The organism is Mycobacterium sp. THU-M104 (assembly GCF_049197365.1).
Classification (GTDB): domain Bacteria; phylum Actinomycetota; class Actinomycetes; order Mycobacteriales; family Mycobacteriaceae; genus Mycobacterium.
On the sequence record NZ_JBMIOP010000057.1, the window covers coordinates 1 to 20,304 of the forward strand.

The window sequence follows — 20,304 nt, forward strand, 5'->3', positions numbered from 1 at the left end:
CCGGACCGCCTTCGCCTTGACCTCCGGGTCGTACTTGCTTGGCATCGTGCCATCCTTCCCACAAAAGAAGGTGTGCACGAAACTCGGGGTGGTTCAAAGACGACGACGCGGCATAGCGGCAGCGGTGGTGCCGGTGCGCCGTGATCGAATGGATCCGTGCTGTTCCGTCAGCTGGAGTACTTCGTAGCGCTCGCTCACGAGCGACATTTCGCGCGCGCCGCCAGCGTCTGCTACGTGTCACAGCCGGCGCTGTCCGAAGCCATCCGCAAGCTCGAACGCGAACTCGACGTGCCGCTGGTCCGGCGCGGCCAGAAATTCGAGGGCCTCACTCCCGAAGGCGAGCGGCTGGTGCACTGGGCGCGGCGCATCCTGGCCGACCGCGATGCCCTCAAACAGGAAGTCAGCGCACTGCAGACAGGTCTGACGGGCGAGCTTCGGCTGGGTGTGGTGCCGGCGGCATCGACTACCGTTGCGCTGCTGACAGATCCGTTCTGCGCCGCCCACCCGCTCGTCCGGGTGCGGCTCGAGATGAATCTGGAATCCGCCGGCATCGCCGAACGCGTCCGCCGGTTCGAACTGGACGCCGGAATTCTCTACCCAGACCAGCAGGACACCGACGAGCTCGTCGTCACTCCGCTGTACCACGAGCGTCCGGTGCTGATTGCCGGCGCCGAGCTGATCGGAGGCCGGTCCGGCACGATCGCCTGGTCCGAGGCGATCGAATTGCCGCTGTGCCTGTTGACACCCGGCATGCGTGGCCGCCGGCTTATCGATGACGCGCTGACGGGACAGGGTATGGGTGTGACGCCGCAGCTGGAGACCGACTCGCTGGTGACCCTGCTCGCCCACGTACGGACGGGCCGGTGGGCCAGCATCGTTCCGCAACCGTGGATCGAAACCCTGGGCTCACCCGCCGGGATCGCCACCCTGCCGCTCGACCAGCCGACCGTCAGGGCGCTCATCGCGCTCGTCACCACCAAGGCCGAGCCCGGCTCGCCCGTCGTCCGCGCTCTGATTAGGGTGGCACGCGACACCGGCATCCGCGAGGCGCTGGACGGCGGCTGATCACCGGTGATCGGCACGACCTATCACGCGGTCGGAACCACGTCTTGGACACCCGGGCCGCCGTCCTCCGAGACTGGGATCGGTTGTCCCTGAAATCTGTTGTCCCTGACGGAGGATTCTCAATGGCCAAGTGCGTGATGGTGCTCTATCCCGACCCCGTCGGCGGGTACCCGCCCAGCTATGCGCGCGACAGCATTCCCGCGATCGCGGGTTACCCAGACGGCAGCAGCGTGCCGACCCCGTCGCGGATCGACTTCACCCCCGGCGAGCTGCTGGGTTGTGTCTCGGGCGCACTCGGGCTGCGGCAGTTCTTCACCGACCGCGGGCACGAGTTGGTGGTGACGTCGGACAAGGACGGGTCGGATTCGGAATTCGAACGGGAACTCCCGGACGCGGATATCGTCATCTCCCAGCCGTTTTGGCCGGCGTACCTCACCGAGGAGCGCATCGCCAAAGCCCCCGCACTCAAGCTGGCGCTGACCGCGGGAATCGGCTCGGACCACGTCGATCTCGAGGCGGCCAAGCGTCGGGGCATCACGGTGGCCGAGGTGACGTACAGCAACAGCATCAGCGTCGCCGAGCACACGGTGATGCAGATCCTGGCGCTGGTGCGCAACTTCCTGCCGTCGCATCGCTGGGCCACCGAAGGCGGCTGGAACATCGCCGACTGCGCGCAGCGCGCCTACGACCTGGAGGGCATGGACGTCGGGCTGATCGCCGCCGGCCGGATCGGGCGGGCGGTACTGCGCCGGTTGGCCCCGTTCGACGTCAACCTGCACTACACCGACACGCGCCGGCTCGCACCGGAAGCGGAGAAGGAGCTCAACGTGACGTTCCACCCCGACGTGGAGTCGCTGGTGAGGTCTGTCGACGTCGTGTCCATTCATTCGCCGCTCTACGAGGACACCCGCCGGATGTTCGACGAGAGACTGCTGGCCACGATGCGGCGCGGCTCCTACATCGTCAACACCGCACGCGGCGAGGAGACCGTCCCCGAAGCCATCGCCGCCGCGCTGGCGAGCGGTCACCTCGCCGGCTATGCCGGTGACGTGTGGTACCCGCAGCCGCCGCCGGCCGACCACCCATGGCGCACCATGCCGAACAACGCTATGACGCCTCATGTTTCGGGCACCACGCTGTCCGCCCAGGCCCGCTACGCCGCCGGAACCCGCGAGATTTTGGAGTCCTTCTTCGCGGGGACGCCCATCCGTCCCGAGTATCTGATCGTGCAGGGCGGGAAGCTCGCCGGCACGGGAGCCCTGTCCTACCAGAAATAGCCTCACCCTCAGGGCTTCGGCGGTGTCGCCTGCCGCAGCGTCATCGGCGCGACGTACCCGCCCACCGGGGTGCGGTGCCACCACGCCCGGACCCGCCGCAGCTCCGCCGGTGTGGTGAACCGGTACTGGTAGAGCTGCGCGCGCACATATCGGGGCGGGCAGTCGGGAAATGGGTTGTGCCGCAACAGGTGTAGCGTCGGCCGGTCGTTGCTCAGCAGCCGCTGCAGCAGCGGCCGCAGCCAGGGCTGGGCGTAGTCGGGGGAGATGGCCGCGAACCACATCAGCCAGTCCAGCCGCAGATGATAGGGCGCCCACTGGCGGGGCAGGCGCCGCACGGCGCCGGGTTTGCCTTTGAATTCGTATTCCCGCCAGACCGTCTGGCCGGTGATCTTCGCGTCGTCGGTGCCCTCGATCACCACCTCGCGCCGGACGCGGCCGACGCTGCCGAAGGCGCCGTAGGTGTTGACCAGATGGAAGGGATTGAAGGACAAATTCATTCGCTGGTGTGGGGACAGCATGTTGCGCACCGGCCAATAGCTCAGAAACAACACGGTCACGGTGAAGGCCAGCACCAGGGCGGTGAACCACACCGGCGGCGAAGCCAGCGCGGAATGTGCGGGCACCGGTAGCAGCATGCCCCACGCCGAGTCGTCGATCACGCTGCACGCCAACAGGATCGTCACCCAGTTGAGCCACGCGAAGTTTCCCGACGCCACCAGCCACAGCTGCGTGGCGACGATGATCGCCGCGGCCGTGCTCGCCACCGGCTGCGGAGCGAACAACCCGAACGGCACGATCAGTTGAGCGAAGTGGTTGCCCGCTGCCTCGATACGGTGCAGCGGCTTGGGCAGGTGGTGGAAGAACCAGCTCAACGGCCCAGGCATCGGCTGTGTTTCGTGGTGGTAGTACAGGCACGTCAAGTCCCGCCAGCACGGGTCGCCCCGCATCTTGATCAGCCCGGCGCCGAACTCCACGCGGAACAGCAGCAGGCGCGCCATCCACAGGGCCAGCACGGGCGGCGCCGTACGGTCGTTGCCGAGGAAGATCGTCAGGAACCCGGTCTCCAGCAACAACGACTCCCAGCCGAACGAGTACCACGCCTGCCCGACGTTGACGATGGACAGGTACAGCACCCACAGCGCCAGCCACATCAGGATCCCCGCCCACAGCGGCGCGAGGTCGGCTGCGCCGGCGACGATGGCTGCCGACAGAACCGCGCCGAACCAGGACACGCCCGCGAAGAAACAGTCGGAGTAGCGGAGATGAAAGACGCTGGGTGCCGCCCAGAACGACCTTCCGGCCAGAAAGCGCGGCACCGGCAGTATTCCGTGCTCCCCGATGAGCGCACGGAACTGCACGGCGGCCGCCAGGAATGCCAGCAGGTAGACGGCTGCGGCGCCACGCTCGAGCAACATTCTGCCCAGCCAGTATTCGGGTGCGGACAACCAGCCCATGGGCGTAACTCCTCAGACGGTCGGGCAGACCTCCCGGCATATCCAGTCAACCAGCCGGTAAACCGGCGGCCAAGACCCGAGCCGGGCTAATCGTCACAGACGGGCCGCTGCCCGGCCCGCATCGTCACCGCGGTGTCAATGCCGCGCCTCCTCCTCGGGCCGCTGCCCGGCCCGCATCGTCACCGCGGATGCGGCGACCGCGGCGACCGAGATCAGCGCCAGCAGTTGTACATTCGCCGAATGGCCGGCGTAGAAGTCGACCGACCGCCACGGATGCCGGGACAGCACGGCTCCGGCCAGGATCAACCCCCCCGCGCTCAGTGCAACCATCACGGCGTCGCTGCTGCGGTGCCGCAGCGTGAGTACGGTACCGGCTACGACCAAACCCGCTACACCGGCGATCAGCGTACCGGCTGCCAGCACTGCGACCGCGGCCCACCCGCCGGGAGACCAGGGCGCCGCGGGCGGGTCGTCGTCGCAACGGCGGCGTCTCCACCAGGCCAGCAGCGCCAGCAGTGGCAGCAGCGCCAGACCCGCCGCCAGGCCCGCCTGATACCGGGCGTCGGAGGCGAAGCTCAAGGTGATGGCACCGGCATCGCCCGCGGGCACCACCCAGCCTTGCTGCCACCCGTTGACGGCGACCGGCCTCAGACGGACCCCGGCGGCGGTGCGCGCGACCCAGCCGGGGTTGATGCTTTCGGGGACGACCAGCACCCGGGACCGCGCCGACGCGGGCGCGTGCACCGAGCGGTGGTCGGAACTCCACACTCCGGTCGTCGCGGGCATCGGGGGGTCGGAAGTGGGCGGCAGTGTGATTGTCCCGGCGGCCAACAGCTGGGCCCCGTCCACCACGAATGCGGCGCCTGGGCTGATCAACAGTTCCTGGCGGCCCGCCGGCAGCGCGATCGGGTCGCGTTCGCAGGGCAGCGCCCGCACCGGGTCACCGTCCAGCAGCGCGCCGGCGGTGGTCCGGATCGAGGTGTGCACGAACCGGCCTGCGACGGCGATGACCGGGCCCTGAAGCTCGCCGGCGCAGCCGAGTTCGACCACCCGAGAACGGTTCCGGGCAGCATCTGCGGGCGCGATCGGCTTGCGGTCGGCGCCCAGGACCGTGATCTCGGCCAGCCCCGGGGGTTTGAGCTGGTCGAACCCCAGCGCGTTGCGATCGATGACGTCGTGCCAGCGCAGCAGGCGGACGGTGACGACATCGGTGACCCGCGGCTTGAGGGTCAGCTCGAACGACTGGGCCGCCGCGCCGTTCGAGGCCAGTTCCCGGACCTGCGGGCCGTCGCCCAGGTCGACGGTCACCAGCGTCGGGCGCGCCGGCAGTTCCCAGCGGCTGGGGACCAACCGCAGCCCGGTGACTTCGGTGGGCCGCGGCAGGGTGAGGGTCAGCGTCGGCGGGTCCTTGTGTTGCACGACCCGCTGCGGCGCTGTCCACGCGGTTGCCGGGTCACCGTCGGTGGCGGCATACGCGGAGCCCAGAATATCCACCATATCGGAATCGCCCTGCGCCCGAATGCTATTCGGCTGAGCGATCAGGTCGGCGAGCTTGGGTCCCTGTCGGGGCCGCACCCACACCGTCGGGGTGACCGACGTCGGATTCGGCACGGCCAGGGTGCGGCTGAAGGTGACCGGCTCCTCGGCCACCAGCGCCATCGACGCCGCGCAGCGCACGCTGCCCGGAGCTGGGGCGCACCCCGGCCGACCGAGCAATTCTGGGCCCAGGTCCCAGCCCGCGACGGCTGCACCCGGCGGTGGTGCCGGAACCAGCGCGGTGTGCCGTAGGTCGACGGGATGAGCGAACCCCGACGCGTCGTACTGGGTGATCGACAATTCGGTGATGCCGAACTGCACGCCCGAGGACCCGCTGTCGGTGCCGGCCGCGGTGATCCGCACCCACGGGGTCTCGCCGTAGGGCAGGGCGGCGGTCAGCGGCTTGCCGGCCTCGTCGAATCGTAGAGTCGTGCTGCCGGTGGCGGTTTCGACCAGCATGCGGCGCACCTGCGCGCCGACGGCGGTCGGGCTGGGCGTCACCGTGATGACGGCGTTGGTCACCGGGTGGTCGAAGTCGACCTGCAGCCACTGCCCGATCGCCGCCTGCAGTCCGTTGGAGACCCAGGCGGTCGCCGGGTCGCCGTCGATCGCGGCGGCGGGGGAGGTGGCCGCGGCGACGTCGGGCATCGCGGTGGCGTCCGACGAGGAACTGGACACCGTGAGGCGGCCGCCCGTCCAGGTGCCCAACACCGTCTCGGCGCCCGGAACCGGGTAGTCGGGCACCCGGTTGAAGGTGTTCCGGGCGTCACCGGCCGCCCGGATCGCCGAGGAGTGCTGGTCCACCCGGCCGTAGTCGGTCTCGCGGGCCACCGGGGTGTCGGTGACGGTCACCCGCGGGGTCGGCAGGCCCGCGCGCCGCGCATCCGCGGTCATCAACACCGGACCCAGCGCCGGCTGCCCCCGCAGCCGCCGGCGCTCGTCGAGGCGCAGGAGCACCTCGGGCCCGCCGTCGACCCGGGCCAGCCCGTCGACGTCGGCGAAATAGGGCGCACCGGGATTGCCTGCGACAGCGACGCGATAGATCTCGACGGCGGGGTAGCGCGGCCGAAGCCCGCTGTCCGCGACGAAGCCCGCCACGGCGCCGGGGCCCACGGGCGCGCCGAACTGCGCAACCTTTGTCAGGCGCGGCGACCCTTCCACGGCGCGGTGCACCAGGATGGGGCGCGCCGCGCGCGACGTGTCCGGGTCCAGGTCGTTGCGCAACACAACGTACGAAATTCCCTGGCGGGCAAGGGTATCGGCGAGGCCCGCCGACGGGCGCCCGGCGGCGAACAGTCGTTGCACCGAATCCAGCGCCCGGATGGTCTGCGGCGGGGTCAAGGGAATGGAGTCGCGAACCCCCCACGGGCTGTTGCCGAGCACCTGCAGCGGTTCGTCATGGCTGGTGCCCCACATCTGGGTGGCGAACGGCGCCCCGGGCACCACGAGCACGCGTCCGGGCCGGGGTGTCCCCGAATTGTGCTCGTCGAGCCAGGCGGCGGTGTCCTGCCAGTAGCGGGGGATCGCCGTGAACGTGCCCGGCGGGGTGAGGCGACCACTCCAGGCCAGCGACGTGCTGACCAGCAACGCCGTGAACACCACGATCGCGACGGCGACCCGCTTGTCGCGTTCCGGGTGGGCGAACGCCCGCAGCCAGTCCGCCCGCGGCGCCCCGCCCGGGCCGCCACCGGGCAGGGGCACCCGGCCCAGCAACTGGGCGAGGCCCAGCACCACCGGGATCCGGACGACCGAGTCCAGCTTGTGCACGTTGCGCAACGGCGCGCCGCCGGCGTCGAGGAACGCCTGCACCTGGTGGGCCAGCGGCGATCCCAGGGCTCCGCTGTAGCCCGCGGCCATCAGCAGCACGCCGACCAGCAGCATCGTCACCAGCCGGCCTCGCACGGGCATGCCCCCGCCGTTGTTCAAGCCGGCCAGCCCGGCCAGCCCGGCCGCCGCGACCAGGCACGTGCCCAGGATGGCCGCCGACCCCGTCACCAACGGCGCGCCCGCGGTGGCGGTCGGCGCCACGAACGGGGTCCAGCTGTCGGTGCCGCGCAGGATCTCGGTCAACGACGACCACTGGGTGGTCACGCCCGAGGATTCGATGAAATCCAGGAACGGCGGGCTGACGGCGTGCAACCGGGCCAGCGCCATCACCCACCACAGCACGGCCAGGGACACCGACAGCAGCCACCAACCGGTGTAGCGCCACCACAGTCGGCCGGGTCGATGACAGGCCCACCAGATGACCGCGGGCAGGCAGCCGGCCAGCGTCGCGATCGCGTTGACCGCGCCCATCAACGCCACCGCCAGCCCGGCCTGCCCGGCGAGCGCCCGTACCGACCTGGCCGAAGCCGATCCCGCGCCGCCCCGCAGGGCCAGGATCGTCGGCAGCAGCACCCAGGGCGCCAGCATCATCGGCAGTGTTTCCGAGGAGATCGACCCGAGTGTGCTCAGCACCCGGGGCGACAGCGCGAACGCCGCCGCGGCGACCACCCGGGAGGCCGGGACGCCGACGCCCAGCGCCTCGGCGACCCGCAGCAGCCCCCAGAAACCCGCGACGAGCAGCAGCGCCCACCACAGGCGCTGGGTCACCCACCCGGGCAGGCCCAACAGGTGGCCGGCCAGGAAGAAGGTGCCGTGCGGGAACAAGTAGCCGTAGGCCTGGTTCTGCGTCTGGCCGAACGGCAGGTCACTGTTCCACAGGGTGGTCGCGCGGGCCAGAAACCGCAGCGGGTTGGCGGTGAGGTCGAGTTTGGTGTCGGGGGAGACCCGGCCGGGGGACTGGGCGAACGTCAACGCCAGCGAGATGGCTCCGACCACCAGCAACCACCGGCGAGACAGGGGGGCGGCCGCCGGCGACGGGACCGGCGCACCGGCCCGGGCGCAGGTGGCTGCCTGCGCCGGGCTAGCTGCGGTTGCCGTATTCGACCCGGTTGAGCACTGACGTCTGCGGATCGCCCCCGGGTAGTGGCGGTTTCTTGTCCTGCTCCACCATCAGCGTGACCCCGAAAGTCGCTGCTGCGCCCAGCAACAGACCGACCACCACGCTGGCGGCGGCAGGCGCAACGATCCGGTTCATCGGAGGCTCTCCTCGGGCTCCTCGGGACTGGCAGACTCAGCGCCAACTTAGCAGACGAGCGACCGGCGCCGGCCGCAGCGGGGAGCCGTGACACCATGTGCCGATGCCCTTCCCGCGCAACCGGGCCGTGCTGGCCACCGCAACGTTGGTCTTGGCGGGAGCGCTGGTGGCGAGCTGCGGCCACCACGCCGCGCGGCCCCCGGCCGGCTCCTCGGGAGCGGCGGCCAAGCCGGCCCCCGCGCCCGCGCCGGTCTGCGGGGACCCCACGGCCCAACTGTCGACCCGCGACAAGCTGGCGCAGCTGTTGATGGTGGGAGTGAAAAACGCCGACGACGCGCGGGCTGTCGTCAACGATTACCACGTCGGCGGCATCTTCATCGGAAGCTGGACGGATCTGTCGATTTTCCGCGGCCCCCTGGCCGACATCGCAGCGCACGCGGTTCCGCTGCCGCTGGCGGTCAGCGTCGACGAAGAGGGCGGCCGGGTGTCCCGGTTGAAGTCACTGATCGGGTCCGCGCCCGCACCCCGGGTGCTGGCGGAGACGCAGACCGTCGACCAGGTGCGCGACCTGGCGGCCGACCGCGGCAAGAAGATGCGCGACCTCGGCATCACCGTCGACTTCGCCCCGGTGGCAGACGTCACCGACGCCCCCGACGACACCGTGATCGGCGACCGCTCGTTCGGCAGCGACCCGGCCACCGTGACCGCCTACGCCGGCGCGTATGCGCAGGGGTTGCGCGACGCGGGGCTGCTGCCGGTGCTCAAGCATTTTCCCGGGCACGGGCACGGCTCGGGCGATTCGCATTCCGGTGCGGTGGTGACGCCGCCACTGAGCGACCTGCAAGGCGACGACCTGGTGCCCTACCGAACGTTGGTGAAGGCGGCCCCGGTCGCGGTGATGATGGGGCACCTGCAGGTCCCGGGACTGACCGACGGCGCCCCGGCCAGCCTCAGCCGGCCCGCGGTGCAGTTGCTGCGTGACGGCACCGGCTACGGCGGGCCGGCGTTCAGCGGCCCGGTGTTCAGCGACGACTTGTCGAGCATGGCCGCAATCGCCGATCGGTACGGCGTGGCCGAAGCCGTCCTGCGCAGCCTGCAGGCCGGCACCGACATCGCACTGTGGGTCACCACCGCCGAGGTTCCCGCGGTGCTCGATCGGTTGGACAAAGCGGTCGCCGCCGGCGAACTGGCGATGCCGGCAGTCAACGACTCGGTGGTGCGCGTGGCGACGATGAAGGGCCGCAACCGGGCCTGCGGGCGCTGAAGCCCCGGCAGGCCCGTTACTCTTGTTGCAGACAGCGGGGCTGGAAGGGCGCGACGATGGCAGGTGGCACCAAGCGGCTGCCCCGCGCCGTGCGCGAGCAGCAGATGCTCGACGCCGCGGTGCAGATGTTCTCGGTCAATGGTTACCACGAGACCTCGATGGACGCCATCGCCGCGGAAGCGCAGATCTCCAAGCCGATGCTCTACCTTTACTACGGCTCCAAAGAAGACCTTTTCGGCGCCTGCCTGGACCGCGAGCTGAACCGGTTCATCGACGCCGTGCGCGCCGACATCGACTTCACTGAGAATCCCCGGGACCTGCTGCGCACCACGATCGTGTCATTCCTGCGTTACATCGACACGAACCGGGCGTCGTGGATCGTGATGTACACCCAGGCCAGCAGCTCGCAGGCGTTCGCCCACATTGTCCGTGACGGCCGCGAACAGGTCATCGAGATGGTGGCGGACCTGGTGCGCGCGGGCAGCCGCACCCCGCGGTCAGAGATCGAGTACCAGATGATGGCGGTGGCGCTGGTGGGCGCGGGTGAGGCGATGGCCACCCGGTTGTCCACCGATGACATCGACGTCGACGAGGCGGCCGAACTGATGATCGATCTGTTCTGGCACGGTCTGCGTGGCATCCCGGAGGATCGCGAGCCCGCGTCGGCGTTGCCCGATGTCGGCGGTCCGGGCACGCTGTCCGGATAACCCCTACCTTCGTGCGCCACAATCTGGACTTCTTCTGCGCGGTGATCGTCGTTGGTTTGCTCGCCGGGGTCGCCGGGTTGACGACGTCGGCGGTGCTGCGCTTCGTCGAGCACCTGACATACCACTACACGTTCGGAACGCTGCTCGCCGGCATCAATGCCAGCGGCCCGGTGCGCCGCGTGCTCGGGCCGATGATCGGCGGTGTGCTGGCGGGGGTCGGCTGGTGGACCCTGCGGCGCACGACGGAGGTTCCTGAGCTCGCGCAGGTCATCGCCGGCCACGACCGGGTGCCGCGGCTGGCGTGGAGCATCGACGCCCTGCTGCAGATCGTGCTGGTCGGGTCCGGGGCATCCCTGGGCCGGGAGGGCGCCCCGCGCCAGTTCGCGGCCGCCCTCGGCGATGCGGCCATCGGTTGGCTCAGGAGGCTGTCCGCGGGCGACCGGCAGATCCTGCTGGCGTGTGCGGCAGGGGCCGGGCTCGGCGCGGTCTACGCCGTTCCAGTGGCCGGTGCACTGTTCTCGGTGCGCATCATCTTGAACACATGGCGGTTGCGGGCGGTCGGGGTGGCGCTGATCACCTCCAGCCTCGCCGTCGCGGTCGGTTCGCTGATCACCAAGGACCGCCCCGAGCTGGACTGGCCCGATCCGCGCTTGTCCCCTGTGCTGACCGGGCACGCGCTGCTGCTGGCCCCGGTGGCCCTCGCAGTGGGTCTGGCATTCGAGCGGCTGATGACTGCTGCCCGGCCACGGCGCACGATGCGGACGTGGGTGCTGATCCCTGCGCTCGCGGCGGCCGGTCTGGTGATGGGCACGTGCTCGCACTGGTGGCCCGAACTGCCCGGGAACGGGAGAAGCATCCTGACCGTCAGCCTGGCCAGCGGTATGACGCTGGCCGCTGCGGCGGTGATCCTGGTCCTCAAACCACTGCTGACCGCGCTGTTCCTGCGGGCCGGGGGAGCCGGCGGCATGCTGACTCCGTCGCTGGCCACCGGTGCGGCGGCCGGGTCGCTGTTGGCGTTGGTCACCAATTGGGCAGCCGGGACGCATCTGCATCTGCCGACGGTCTCGCTGGCCGGGGCCGCGGGAGTGCTCGCGGTCACCCAAGGTTCGCCGCTGTGGGCTGCGATCTTCGTCTGGGAACTCGCCGAGCCCCCGCTGTGGCTGCTCCCGGTCTTCGCGGTCACCGCGGTCGGCGCGCACATGCTCCGATCTGTCCTGCGAGTTCGCTGAGCCCGGAAACGGGTCACAGCCCGCGGACGGTGCCCGTCAGGTACGGATATCCCTTGGCGGCGTTGCGCAGCGCCAGGTCCCAGCCCGCGCCGTTCGTGTCGCATTCCCGGACGTACAAACCGGCGGTGGCGGGCAGCACCAGCGGCTTGCCGAACCGCACCGAGTAGCTCACCGCGGCGGGCAGCAACGCCTCGATGTTCGCTAAAACTGCTGCAGCGCTGAACATCCCGTGCGCGATCACCGTCGGGAACCCGAACATCCTGGCGGCGATCGGGTTGGTGTGGATCGGGTTGTGGTCGCCCGCGACGGCGGCATAGCGGCGGATCTGTGCCGGCGTGACCCGCAGCAGCGCGCTGGGCGGGCGCAACTTCGGCGGCTTGGGCGCCGGGGGTTTGGGTTCCTCCGACAGGCTCGTGCGCTGCTGGTGCAGGAAGGTCGTGACCTGGTGCCACGCCGACTCGTTGCCGACGCTGACGTCGGTCACCAGGTCGACGAGCAAGCCCTTGCGGTGTTCGCGCAGGTTCTCCGCGCGCACGCGCACGCCGACCGAGTCGGTCACCGCGATGGGCCGGTACGCGGTGATGTGGTTCTCGGTGTGCACCGCTCCCATCGCCGCGAAGGGAAAGTCGAAGCCGGTCACCAGCGACATCACCGCGGGGAAGGTCAACGCGAACGGGTAGGTCAGCGGCACGTGGTTGCCGTAGCGCAGTCCGGTGAGCGCCGCGTACTCGGCCACGTTGGTGTGGTCGATGGGCAACTCGTCGAGTGTGACCGTGCGGGTGGGCAGTTGGTCCGAACGGGCCACCAGGGGCAGGGCCCCGGCCGCGGCGCGCAGCATGTTCAGCATGCCGCTCGGCTGGTTCATCGTGTCCTCCCGGGGGGCCTGGTCACGCGCCGAGCATGGCCTGGCCGCAGACGCGGATGACGTTGCCGGTCACCGCGTTGGAAGCCGGGCTGGCGAAGTAGGCGATCGTCTCCGCCACGTCGACCGGCTGACCGCCCTGCAGCAGCGAATTCATGCGACGGCCCACCTCGCGGGTCGCCAGCGGGATGGCCGCGGTCATCTGAGTCTCGATGAAGCCGGGTGCGACGGCGTTGATCGTGATGCCTTTCTCGTGCAGTCCGGGTGCCAGCGCCTGGGTCAGGCCGATCATCCCGGCCTTGGTGGTGGCGTAGTTGGTCTGCCCGCGGTTGCCCGCGATGCCGGCCATCGAGGACAGACCGATCACCCGGCCGCCTTCGCCGATGCTGCCGCCCTCGACCAGTCCCTCTGTGAGCCGCAGCGGGGCCAGCAGATTGACCGCCAATACGGCGTCCCAGCGGGCGTCGTCCATGTTGGCCAGCAGCTTGTCGCGGGTGATGCCGGCGTTGTTGACCAGCACATCGGCGTGGCCGCCATAGTTGTCGCGCAGGTGCTGGGTGATCTTGCCGACGGCGTCCTCGGCGGTGACGTCGAGCGCCAGGGCGGTGCCTCCCACCCGGCTCGCGACCTCGGCCAGCGGCTCGGCGGCCGACTCCACGTCGACCGCGACGACCCGCGCGCCGTCGCGGCCGAACACCTCGGCGATGGTCGCACCGATGCCTCGGGCGGCGCCGGTCACAATGGCAACCTTGCCGTCCAGCGGGCGGTCCCAGTCGGCCGGCGCCGTGGAGTCGGCCTCCCCGATGAAGAACACCTGGCCGTCCACGTAGGCCGACTTCGCCGACAAGATGAACCGCAGGGTCGATTCCAGGCCCGTCGCGGCCGGCTTGGCGTGCGGCGACAGGTATACCAGCGCCGCGGTGGCGCCGTGCCGCAATTCCTTGCCCAGAGAGCGTGTGAAGCCTTCCAGCGAGCGCTGCGCGATGTGTTCGTCGGTGCCGGCCGTGGTGTTGGGCAAGGCGTCGGGCGTGGTGCCGACGACCACGACCCGCGAGCAGTGACCGAGATTGCGTAGCACCGGGGTGAAGAATTCGCGCAGCTGCCGCAGGCCGGCCGGCGCCGTGATCCCGGTCGCGTCGAAGACCAGGCCGCCGAATGTGTCGGCCCAGCGGCCGCCCATGTTGTCGCCCACCAGGTCGTAGTCCTGCGCCAGTGCGGCTCGTATCGGCTCGACCAGTCTGCCGTCCCCGCCTGTCAGCAGTGATCCGGCCAGCGGTGGCTCGCCGGCCCGGTAGCGGCGCAGCGGCTCGGGCTGGGGGAGACCGAATTGTCTCGCCAGGAACGACCCGGGGCCGGAGTTGACGACCTGTGACAACAGATCGGACGAAAGCTTGGGTGCCACTGCGCTGCCTTCCGTGTCGGTGGTTTCGCGTCCCCTGGGACCAACCGTATCGACGATGAACTTACTTCAGAGTAATAACAGTCGGTAGTATGGCCCTCGACTGACGAACCATCTCGACTGACGAACCATACTGACAACTGGAGATGAACGTGGCCCCTGCACAGGCAAACAACCAGGCTGCCCCGACGAGTGCGCAGACCAGGCGACGCGTCGCGGTGCTGGGTGGCAACCGGATCCCCTTCGCCCGCTCGGATGGCGCCTACGCCGAGGCGTCCAACCAGGACATGTTCACCGCGGCGCTGGACGGGCTGGTGGACCGGTTCGGTCTGGCCGGAGAACGGCTGGGCGTGGTGGCCGGCGGCGCCGTGCTCAAACACAGCCGCGACTTCAACCTGACGCGCGAATCCGTGCTGGGTTGCCAGCTGTCGCCGTACACGCCGGCGTTCGACGTCCAACAGGCCTGTGGCACAGGCCTGCAGGCGGCGATCGCCGCGGCTGACGGCATCGCCGCAGGACGCTACGAGGTGGCCGTGGCCGGCGGGGTGGACACCACCTCCGACCCGCCGATCGGCCTGGGCGACAACCTGCGCCGCAGCCTGCTGCGCCTGCGCCGGTCCACGTCCAACGTCGAACGGCTGAAGCTGATCGGCGCGCTGCCCGCCAGCCTCGGTGTCGAGATCCCGGCCAACAGCGAACGGCGCACCGGGATGTCGATGGGCGAGCACGCGGCCGTCACCGCCAAGCAGATGGGCATCAAACGCGTCGATCAGGACGAATTGGCCGCCGCCAGCCATCGCAACATGGCCGCCGCCTACGACCGGGGCTTCTTCGACGACCTGGTCACGCCGTTTCTGGGGCTTTACCGCGACGACAACCTGCGTCCGGACTCCACCGCGGAAAAGTTGGCCACCTTGAAGCCGGTTTTCGGGGTCAAGGCCGGTGACGCGACGATGACGGCCGGCAACTCGACACCGCTGACCGACGGGGCGTCGGTGGCACTGCTGGCTTCCGAGGACTGGGCGAACGGGCATGCCCGGGTGCCGCTGGCTTACTTGGTGGACGCGGAGACCGCCGCGGTGGACTACGTCAACGGACGTGACGGCCTGCTCATGGCGCCGACCTACGCGGTGCCGCGACTGCTGGCGAGAAACGGACTGGGATTGCAGGATTTTGACTTCTATGAGATCCACGAGGCGTTCGCGTCAGTGGTTCTGGCGCACCTGCAGGCGTGGGAATCGCAGGAGTACTGCAAGCAGCGGCTGGGTCTGGACGCAGCGCTGGGGTCGATCGACCGGTCCAAGCTCAACGTCAACGGTTCGTCACTGGCGGCCGGCCACCCTTTCGCGGCCACGGGTGGCCGCATCCTCGCGCAGGCGGCCAAGCAGGTCGCCGAGAAGAAAGCGGAGCGAAAAGGCAGCGGAACCGTCCGGGCGCTGATCTCGATCTGCGCTGCCGGCGGCCAGGGCGTTGCGGCGATCCTGGCGGCATGACGGCACCCGAACAGCGGCGATGACACGAGTCGCATCCGGTTAGCGGTCCCGAAGCTGGGTATCCATCAGTCTGGGAAGCCCCGTGTTGTCGTCCACCCCCCCGGCCCGACGGCAATACGGGGTAACCCTTGATCGATCGCCCGTCAGAAGGCGGCTTCGTCGAGTTCCATGATGTCGTTGTCGAGCGTCTCGATCACCTCGCGGGTGGCGCCCAGCATCGGCAGGAAGTTCTTCGCGAAAAACGACGCAACCGCAACCTTGCCCTCGTAGAACGCGCGGTCGTCGCCGTCGGCGCCGGCGTCGAGCGCCTGCACGGCCACCGCGGCCTGACGCTGCAGCAGCCAGCCGATGACGAGGTCGCCGACGCTCATCAGAAAGCGCACCGATCCCAGGCCGACCTTGTACAGGCTGCTGACGTCTTCCTGGGCGGCCATGAGGTAGCCAGTCAGCGCACCCGCCATCGCCTCGACGTCGGCCAGCGCCTTGGCCAACAGCTTGCGCTCGGCCTTCAGGCGGCCGTTGCCGGACTCGCTGTCCACGAACTCGCGGATCTGGCCGGATACGTGGGCCAGGGCCACACCCTTGTCGCGGACGATCTTGCGGAAGAAGAAGTCCTGCGCCTGGATGGCGGTGGTGCCCTCGTACAGCGAGTCGATCTTGGCGTCCCGGATGTATTGCTCGATCGGGTAATCCTGGAGGAAGCCGGACCCGCCCAGTGTCTGCAGGCTCTCGGTCAGCTTGGCATAGGCCTGTTCGGAGCCCACGCCCTTGACCACCGGCAGCATCAGGTCGTTGACCTTGACGGCCAGGTCGGGGCCGACGCCGTGCACGGCTTCGGCGACCGCCGCGTCCTGATAGGTCGCGGTGAACAGATAGAGCGCCCGCAGGCCCTCGGCATAGGCCTTCTGCGTCATCAGCGACCGGCGCACGTCGGGATGATGGGTGATGGTCACCCGCGGTGCCGTCTTGTCGGTCATCTGTGTCATGTCGGCGCCCTGCACGCGGGACTTGGCGTACTCCAGCGCATTCAGGTAGCCGGTCGACAGGGTTGCGATGGCCTTGGTGCCGACCATCATCCGGGCCATCTCGATGACCTCGAACATCTGCGCGATGCCGTTGTGGACCTCGCCGACCAGCCAGCCCTTGGCGGGCACGTCGTGCTGGCCGAAGGACAGCTCACAGGTCGCCGAGACCTTCAGACCCATCTTGTGCTCGACGTTGGTCACGAACACGCCGTTGCGCTCTCCGGGTTCGCCCGTCTCGAAGTCGAACAGGAACTTGGGGACCATGAACAGGGACAGGCCCTTGGTGCCGGGACCGGCGTCCTCCGGGCGGGCGAGCACCAGGTGGACGATGTTCTCGAACAGGTCATCGGAGTCGGCGGAGGTGATGAACCGCTTCACGCCCTCGATGTGCCAAGACCCGTCGTCCTGTTTGACGGCCTTGGTCCGGCCCGCGCCCACGTCCGAACCGGCGTCCGGCTCGGTGAGCACCATGGTCGCACCCCAGCCGCGCTCGGCGCACAGCACCGACCACTTCTTCTGCTCCTCGGTCCCGAGGTGGTAGAGGACGTTGGCGAATCCAGCACCGCCGCCGTACATCCACACCGCCGGGTTGGCGCCCAGGACGTGCTCGTGCAGTGCCCAGACCAGCGCCTTGGGCATCGGCATACCGCCGAGGGCCTCGTCGATGCCGGCCTTGTCCCAGCCGGCTTCCAGCAGGGCTCGGACGGACTGTTTGAAGGATTCCGGCAGCGTGACGGAGTGGGTTTTGGGGTCGAAGACGGGTGGGTTGCGGTCCCCCTCGATGAATGACGCGGCGACCGGACCCTCGGCCAGCCGGCTGATCTCGGTCAACATGTCGCGGGCGGTGTCGCTGTCCAGGTCGCCGTATTCGCCCGCCGCCAAAGCCTTGTCAACGCCCAGCACCTCGAACAGGTTGAACACCTGGTCGCGGACGTTGCTCTTGTAGTGGCTCACTACGGTCCTCCTCGTTGAGAATGCCACACAGTCGGTTGGGTACCAGATCTAAGTTACCCACCAGTAACACTGTTAAAATATCTCCGCTGGACGGTTCCACGCAAGTCGATGTGAGTTAAATTTCATACTCTAATTAACCAACCGGTTGGGCTGGCGCGATGTGTGGCCCGTGAGGCTGCCTGCCACGACGGCCGTCGATCGCCTGCCGCTCTAGTAGGCTCGGGCGGGATATCGTCCATCGATCACGAGCGAAGTCCGATGAACTCGAACAACAAGCTGAGCGCGTCCACGCTTCGCGAGGCGTTCGGCCAGTTTCCTTCCGGAGTGGTCGCCATTGCCGCTCAGGTCGACGGCAACCGCGTGGGCTTGGCGGCCAGCACGTTCGTGCCGGTGTCTCTGGAGCCGCCGCTGGTCTCTTTCTGCGTGCAGAACACCTCGACCACGTGGCCCAAACTCAAGGCCGCGCCCATGCTGGGCATCAGCGTGCTGGGCGAGTCCCACGACGCGGCCGCGCGCACCCTGGCGGCCAAGACCGGTGACAGGTTCGCCGGCCTGGAAACGGTGTCCAACGACGCCGGCGCGGTCTTCGTCAAGGGCACCGGCCTGTGGCTGGAAAGCGCGGTCGAGCAGCTGATTCCGGCCGGCGACCACACCATCGTCGTGTTGCGGGTCAACGAGGTGACCGTGGACGACGGGGTGGTGCCCATCGTGTTCCACCGCAGCGGGTTCCGGCGGCTCGGCGCCTAGCCTCAGCGGCGGAACAGCTTGTTGCCCAGCCAGACGATCGGGTCGTATTTGCGGTCGGCGACGCGCTCTTTCATCGGGATCAGCGCGTTGTCGGTGATCTTGATGTTCTCCGGGCACACCTCGGTGCAGCATTTGGTGATGTTGCAGAAACCGAGGCCGTGCTCCTCCTGAGCGTCGTCGCGCCGGTCACGAGTGTCCAGCGGATGCATCTCCAGTTCGGCGATGCGCATCAGGAATCGCGGCCCGGCGAAGGACTTCTTGTTCTCCTCGTGGTCACGGATCGCGTGGCAGACGTTCTGGCACAGGAAGCACTCGATGCACTTGCGGAATTCCTGCGAGCGCGCCACGTCGGCCTGTGCCATCCGGTACTCGCCGGGCTGCAGGTCCTTCGGCGGCGCGAAAGACGGTATCTCGCGGGCCTTCTCGTAGTTGAACGAGACGTCGGTGACCAGGTCGCGGATGACCGGGAACGTTCGCAGCGGCGTGACGGTGACGGTCTCGTCCTCGGCGAACGTCGACATCCGGGTCATGCACATCAGCCGGGGCTTGCCGTTGATCTCGGCCGAGCAGGAGCCGCACTTACCCGCCTTGCAGTTCCAGCGCACCGCGAGGTCGGGTGTCTGGGTCTGCTGCAGGCGGTGGATGATGTCGAGCACCACCTCTCCCTCGTTGACCTCGACCGTGAAGGCCTGCAGCGCTCCGCCGGCGTCGTCGCCACGCCAGACCCGCAGGGTCGCGTTGTAGGTCATTTACCTCTCCGTCCTTGAGGTCCGTCCCGGATGCCCGGCCAGTTCGTCGTCGGTGAAATACTTCTCCAGCTCGGAGATCTCGAACAGCTCCATCAGATCGGCCCGCATCGGTACCTGGTCCTCATGGGTCACCGTGACGTCGGGGATCACGGGGTCAGAGTCCGCCGCCGCGCGGCACACCAGCAACACCTTGCGCCAGGACGGGTCCATCGCCGGGTGGTCGTCGCGGGTGTGCCCGCCGCGGCTCTCGGTGCGCTCGAGCGCGGCCTTGGCGATGCACTCGCTGACCAGCAGCATGTTGCGCAGGTCGATGGCGAGGTTCCAGCCCGGGTTGTACCGGCGTTGCCCGTCGACGTGGATGTTCTTGAACCGCGCCCGCAGCTTGGCGAGCCGACCGATGGCCTCCGAGAGCTCGTCCGCATTGCGGATGATGCCGACCAGGTCGTTCATCGACTGCTGCAGTTCCAGCTGCAGGGTGTAGGGGTTCTCGGCCGAGGTCTTGTCGGCGGGGCCCTCGAACGGGGCGACCGCTCGGTTGGCCGCGGTCTCGAGGACCTCCGGCGCGATCGCCGGTCGGCTGCTGAGGGCCCGCACGTAGTCGGCGGCGCCCAGACCGGCACGCCGGCCGAAGACGATCAGGTCGCTCAGCGAGTTGCCGCCCAGCCGGTTTGAGCCGTGCATCCCACCGGAGCACTCGCCTGCGGCGAATAGGCCGGCGACCGTCGCCGCGCCGGTGTCGGCGTCGACCTCGATCCCGCCCATCACGTAGTGACAGGTCGGCCCGACCTCCATCGGCTCCTTGGTGATGTCGACCCCGGCTAATTCTTTGAATTGGTGATACATCGAGGGCAGCAATTTGAGGATGTCTTCGGTGGACCGACGGGAGGCGATGTCCAGGTAGACGCCGCCGTGCGGGCTACCGCGCCCGGCCTTGACCTCGGAATTGATCGCCCGCGCCACTTCGTCGCGGGGCAGCAGGTCGGGCGTGCGCCGGTTGTTGTCATTGTCGTAGAGCCACGCGTCCGCCTCTTGCTCGCTCTCGGCGTACTGGCCTTTGAAGACCGGTGGGATGTAGTCGAACATGAACCGTTTGCCTTGCGAGTTCTTCAGCACGCCGCCGTCGCCACGGACGCCTTCGGTGACCAGGATGCCCTTGACGCTCGGCGGCCACACCATGCCCGTCGGATGGAACTGGATGAACTCCATGTTGATCAGCGAGGCACCCGCCCGCAGCGCCAGCGCGTGCCCGTCGCCGGTGTACTCCCAGGAGTTCGACGTGACCTTGAACGACTTGCCGATCCCGCCGGTGGCCATGACGATCGCGGGGGCCTCGAACGCGATGAAGCAGCCGCTCTCGCGCCAGTAGCCGAACGCGCCGGCGATCCGGTCGCCGTCCTTGAGCAGTTCGGTGATCGTGCATTCGGCGAAGACCTTGATCCGCGCCTCGTAGTCGCCGAGCTC

Annotated in this window: 15 protein-coding genes; 7 read left to right on the forward strand and 8 right to left on the reverse strand. The window is 68.9% G+C overall.

Annotated elements, in window-relative coordinates:
* Positions 1-156: 156 nt before the first annotated feature.
* A complete protein-coding gene (locus ACOJVU_RS05855) occupies positions 157-1,065 on the forward strand; it encodes a LysR family transcriptional regulator (RefSeq protein WP_421528909.1) in 909 nt (302 codons plus the stop codon).
* A 122-nt stretch (positions 1,066-1,187) separates the two neighbouring features.
* On the forward strand, positions 1,188-2,342 hold the full coding sequence (locus ACOJVU_RS05860) for an NAD-dependent formate dehydrogenase (protein ID WP_421528910.1): 1,155 nt from the start codon (positions 1,188-1,190) through the stop codon (positions 2,340-2,342).
* Positions 2,343-2,350: 8 nt separating this feature from the next.
* On the opposite strand, the gene ACOJVU_RS05865 is transcribed toward ACOJVU_RS05860, so the two are convergent.
* The 3 genes from ACOJVU_RS05865 to ACOJVU_RS05875 form a co-directional block, all read right to left on the reverse strand.
* Positions 2,351-3,796 (reverse strand): lipase maturation factor family protein, encoded by a 1,446-nt coding sequence (locus ACOJVU_RS05865; protein WP_421528911.1) that lies wholly within the window; start codon positions 3,794-3,796, stop codon positions 2,351-2,353.
* 135 nt (positions 3,797-3,931) lie between these two features.
* Positions 3,932-8,176 (reverse strand): alpha-(1->3)-arabinofuranosyltransferase domain-containing protein, encoded by a 4,245-nt coding sequence (locus ACOJVU_RS05870; RefSeq protein ID WP_421528923.1) that lies wholly within the window; start codon positions 8,174-8,176, stop codon positions 3,932-3,934.
* A gap of 64 nt (positions 8,177-8,240) precedes the next feature.
* On the reverse strand, positions 8,241-8,414 hold the full coding sequence (locus ACOJVU_RS05875) for a DUF2613 domain-containing protein (protein ID WP_421528912.1): 174 nt from the start codon (positions 8,412-8,414) through the stop codon (positions 8,241-8,243).
* A gap of 103 nt (positions 8,415-8,517) precedes the next feature.
* On the opposite strand from ACOJVU_RS05875, the gene ACOJVU_RS05880 reads away from it, so the two are divergent.
* The 3 genes from ACOJVU_RS05880 to ACOJVU_RS05890 are packed head-to-tail and all read left to right on the forward strand — an operon-like array spanning position 8,518 to position 11,614.
* A complete protein-coding gene (locus tag ACOJVU_RS05880; protein WP_421528913.1) occupies positions 8,518-9,678 on the forward strand; it encodes a glycoside hydrolase family 3 N-terminal domain-containing protein in 1,161 nt (386 codons plus the stop codon).
* A 56-nt stretch (positions 9,679-9,734) separates the two neighbouring features.
* Complete coding sequence (locus ACOJVU_RS05885) at positions 9,735-10,385, forward strand: TetR/AcrR family transcriptional regulator (RefSeq protein WP_421528914.1); 651 nt, start codon at positions 9,735-9,737, stop codon at positions 10,383-10,385.
* 11 nt (positions 10,386-10,396) lie between these two features.
* Positions 10,397-11,614, forward strand: coding sequence for a chloride channel protein (locus ACOJVU_RS05890; RefSeq protein WP_421528915.1), 1,218 nt, complete (start codon positions 10,397-10,399; stop codon positions 11,612-11,614).
* 13 nt (positions 11,615-11,627) lie between these two features.
* Here the strand turns inward: ACOJVU_RS05890 and ACOJVU_RS05895 are convergent, their stop codons facing one another.
* Complete coding sequence (locus ACOJVU_RS05895) at positions 11,628-12,479, reverse strand: MaoC/PaaZ C-terminal domain-containing protein (RefSeq protein WP_421528916.1); 852 nt, start codon at positions 12,477-12,479, stop codon at positions 11,628-11,630.
* A 22-nt stretch (positions 12,480-12,501) separates the two neighbouring features.
* Positions 12,502-13,878, reverse strand: coding sequence for a 3-oxoacyl-ACP reductase (locus tag ACOJVU_RS05900; RefSeq protein ID WP_421528917.1), 1,377 nt, complete (start codon positions 13,876-13,878; stop codon positions 12,502-12,504).
* Between the two features lie 143 nt (positions 13,879-14,021).
* Between ACOJVU_RS05900 and ACOJVU_RS05905 the strand changes: the two genes are divergently transcribed.
* Positions 14,022-15,368, forward strand: coding sequence for an acetyl-CoA C-acetyltransferase (locus ACOJVU_RS05905; RefSeq protein ID WP_421528918.1), 1,347 nt, complete (start codon positions 14,022-14,024; stop codon positions 15,366-15,368).
* A 143-nt stretch (positions 15,369-15,511) separates the two neighbouring features.
* Here the strand turns inward: ACOJVU_RS05905 and ACOJVU_RS05910 are convergent, their stop codons facing one another.
* Positions 15,512-17,347: an acyl-CoA dehydrogenase gene (locus ACOJVU_RS05910; protein ID WP_421528919.1), complete on the reverse strand. Its 1,836-nt coding sequence runs from the start codon at positions 17,345-17,347 to the stop codon at positions 15,512-15,514.
* A gap of 258 nt (positions 17,348-17,605) precedes the next feature.
* Here ACOJVU_RS05910 and ACOJVU_RS05915 point away from each other — a divergent pair, with 258 nt between their 5' ends.
* Positions 17,606-18,094, forward strand: a complete 489-nt coding sequence (locus ACOJVU_RS05915; RefSeq protein ID WP_421528920.1) for a flavin reductase family protein — start codon at positions 17,606-17,608, stop codon at positions 18,092-18,094.
* A 2-nt stretch (positions 18,095-18,096) separates the two neighbouring features.
* Here ACOJVU_RS05915 and ACOJVU_RS05920 read toward each other — a convergent pair whose 3' ends face one another.
* Positions 18,097-18,843: a succinate dehydrogenase/fumarate reductase iron-sulfur subunit gene (locus ACOJVU_RS05920; RefSeq protein ID WP_421528921.1), complete on the reverse strand. Its 747-nt coding sequence runs from the start codon at positions 18,841-18,843 to the stop codon at positions 18,097-18,099.
* Positions 18,844-20,304: fumarate reductase/succinate dehydrogenase flavoprotein subunit (locus ACOJVU_RS05925; RefSeq protein ID WP_421528922.1), on the reverse strand; the 1,461-nt coding region annotated here is incomplete at its 5' end. It abuts the gene before it with no gap.

Bases quoted from the DNA above. Each gene is read 5' to 3' on its own strand.
- ACOJVU_RS05860 (WP_421528910.1), top strand. From the start codon at position 1,188: ATGGCCAAGTGCGTGATGGTGCTCTATCCCGACCCCGTCGGCGGGTAC.
- ACOJVU_RS05865 (WP_421528911.1), bottom strand. From the start codon at position 3,796: ATGGGCTGGTTGTCCGCACCCGAATACTGGCTGGGCAGAATGTTGCTC.
- ACOJVU_RS05875 (WP_421528912.1), bottom strand. From the start codon at position 8,414: ATGAACCGGATCGTTGCGCCTGCCGCCGCCAGCGTGGTGGTCGGTCTG.
- ACOJVU_RS05880 (WP_421528913.1), top strand. From the start codon at position 8,518: ATGCCCTTCCCGCGCAACCGGGCCGTGCTGGCCACCGCAACGTTGGTC.
- ACOJVU_RS05885 (WP_421528914.1), top strand. From the start codon at position 9,735: ATGGCAGGTGGCACCAAGCGGCTGCCCCGCGCCGTGCGCGAGCAGCAG.
- ACOJVU_RS05895 (WP_421528916.1), bottom strand. From the start codon at position 12,479: ATGAACCAGCCGAGCGGCATGCTGAACATGCTGCGCGCCGCGGCCGGG.
- ACOJVU_RS05905 (WP_421528918.1), top strand. From the start codon at position 14,022: ATGAACGTGGCCCCTGCACAGGCAAACAACCAGGCTGCCCCGACGAGT.
- ACOJVU_RS05915 (WP_421528920.1), top strand. From the start codon at position 17,606: ATGAACTCGAACAACAAGCTGAGCGCGTCCACGCTTCGCGAGGCGTTC.
- ACOJVU_RS05920 (WP_421528921.1), bottom strand. From the start codon at position 18,843: ATGACCTACAACGCGACCCTGCGGGTCTGGCGTGGCGACGACGCCGGC.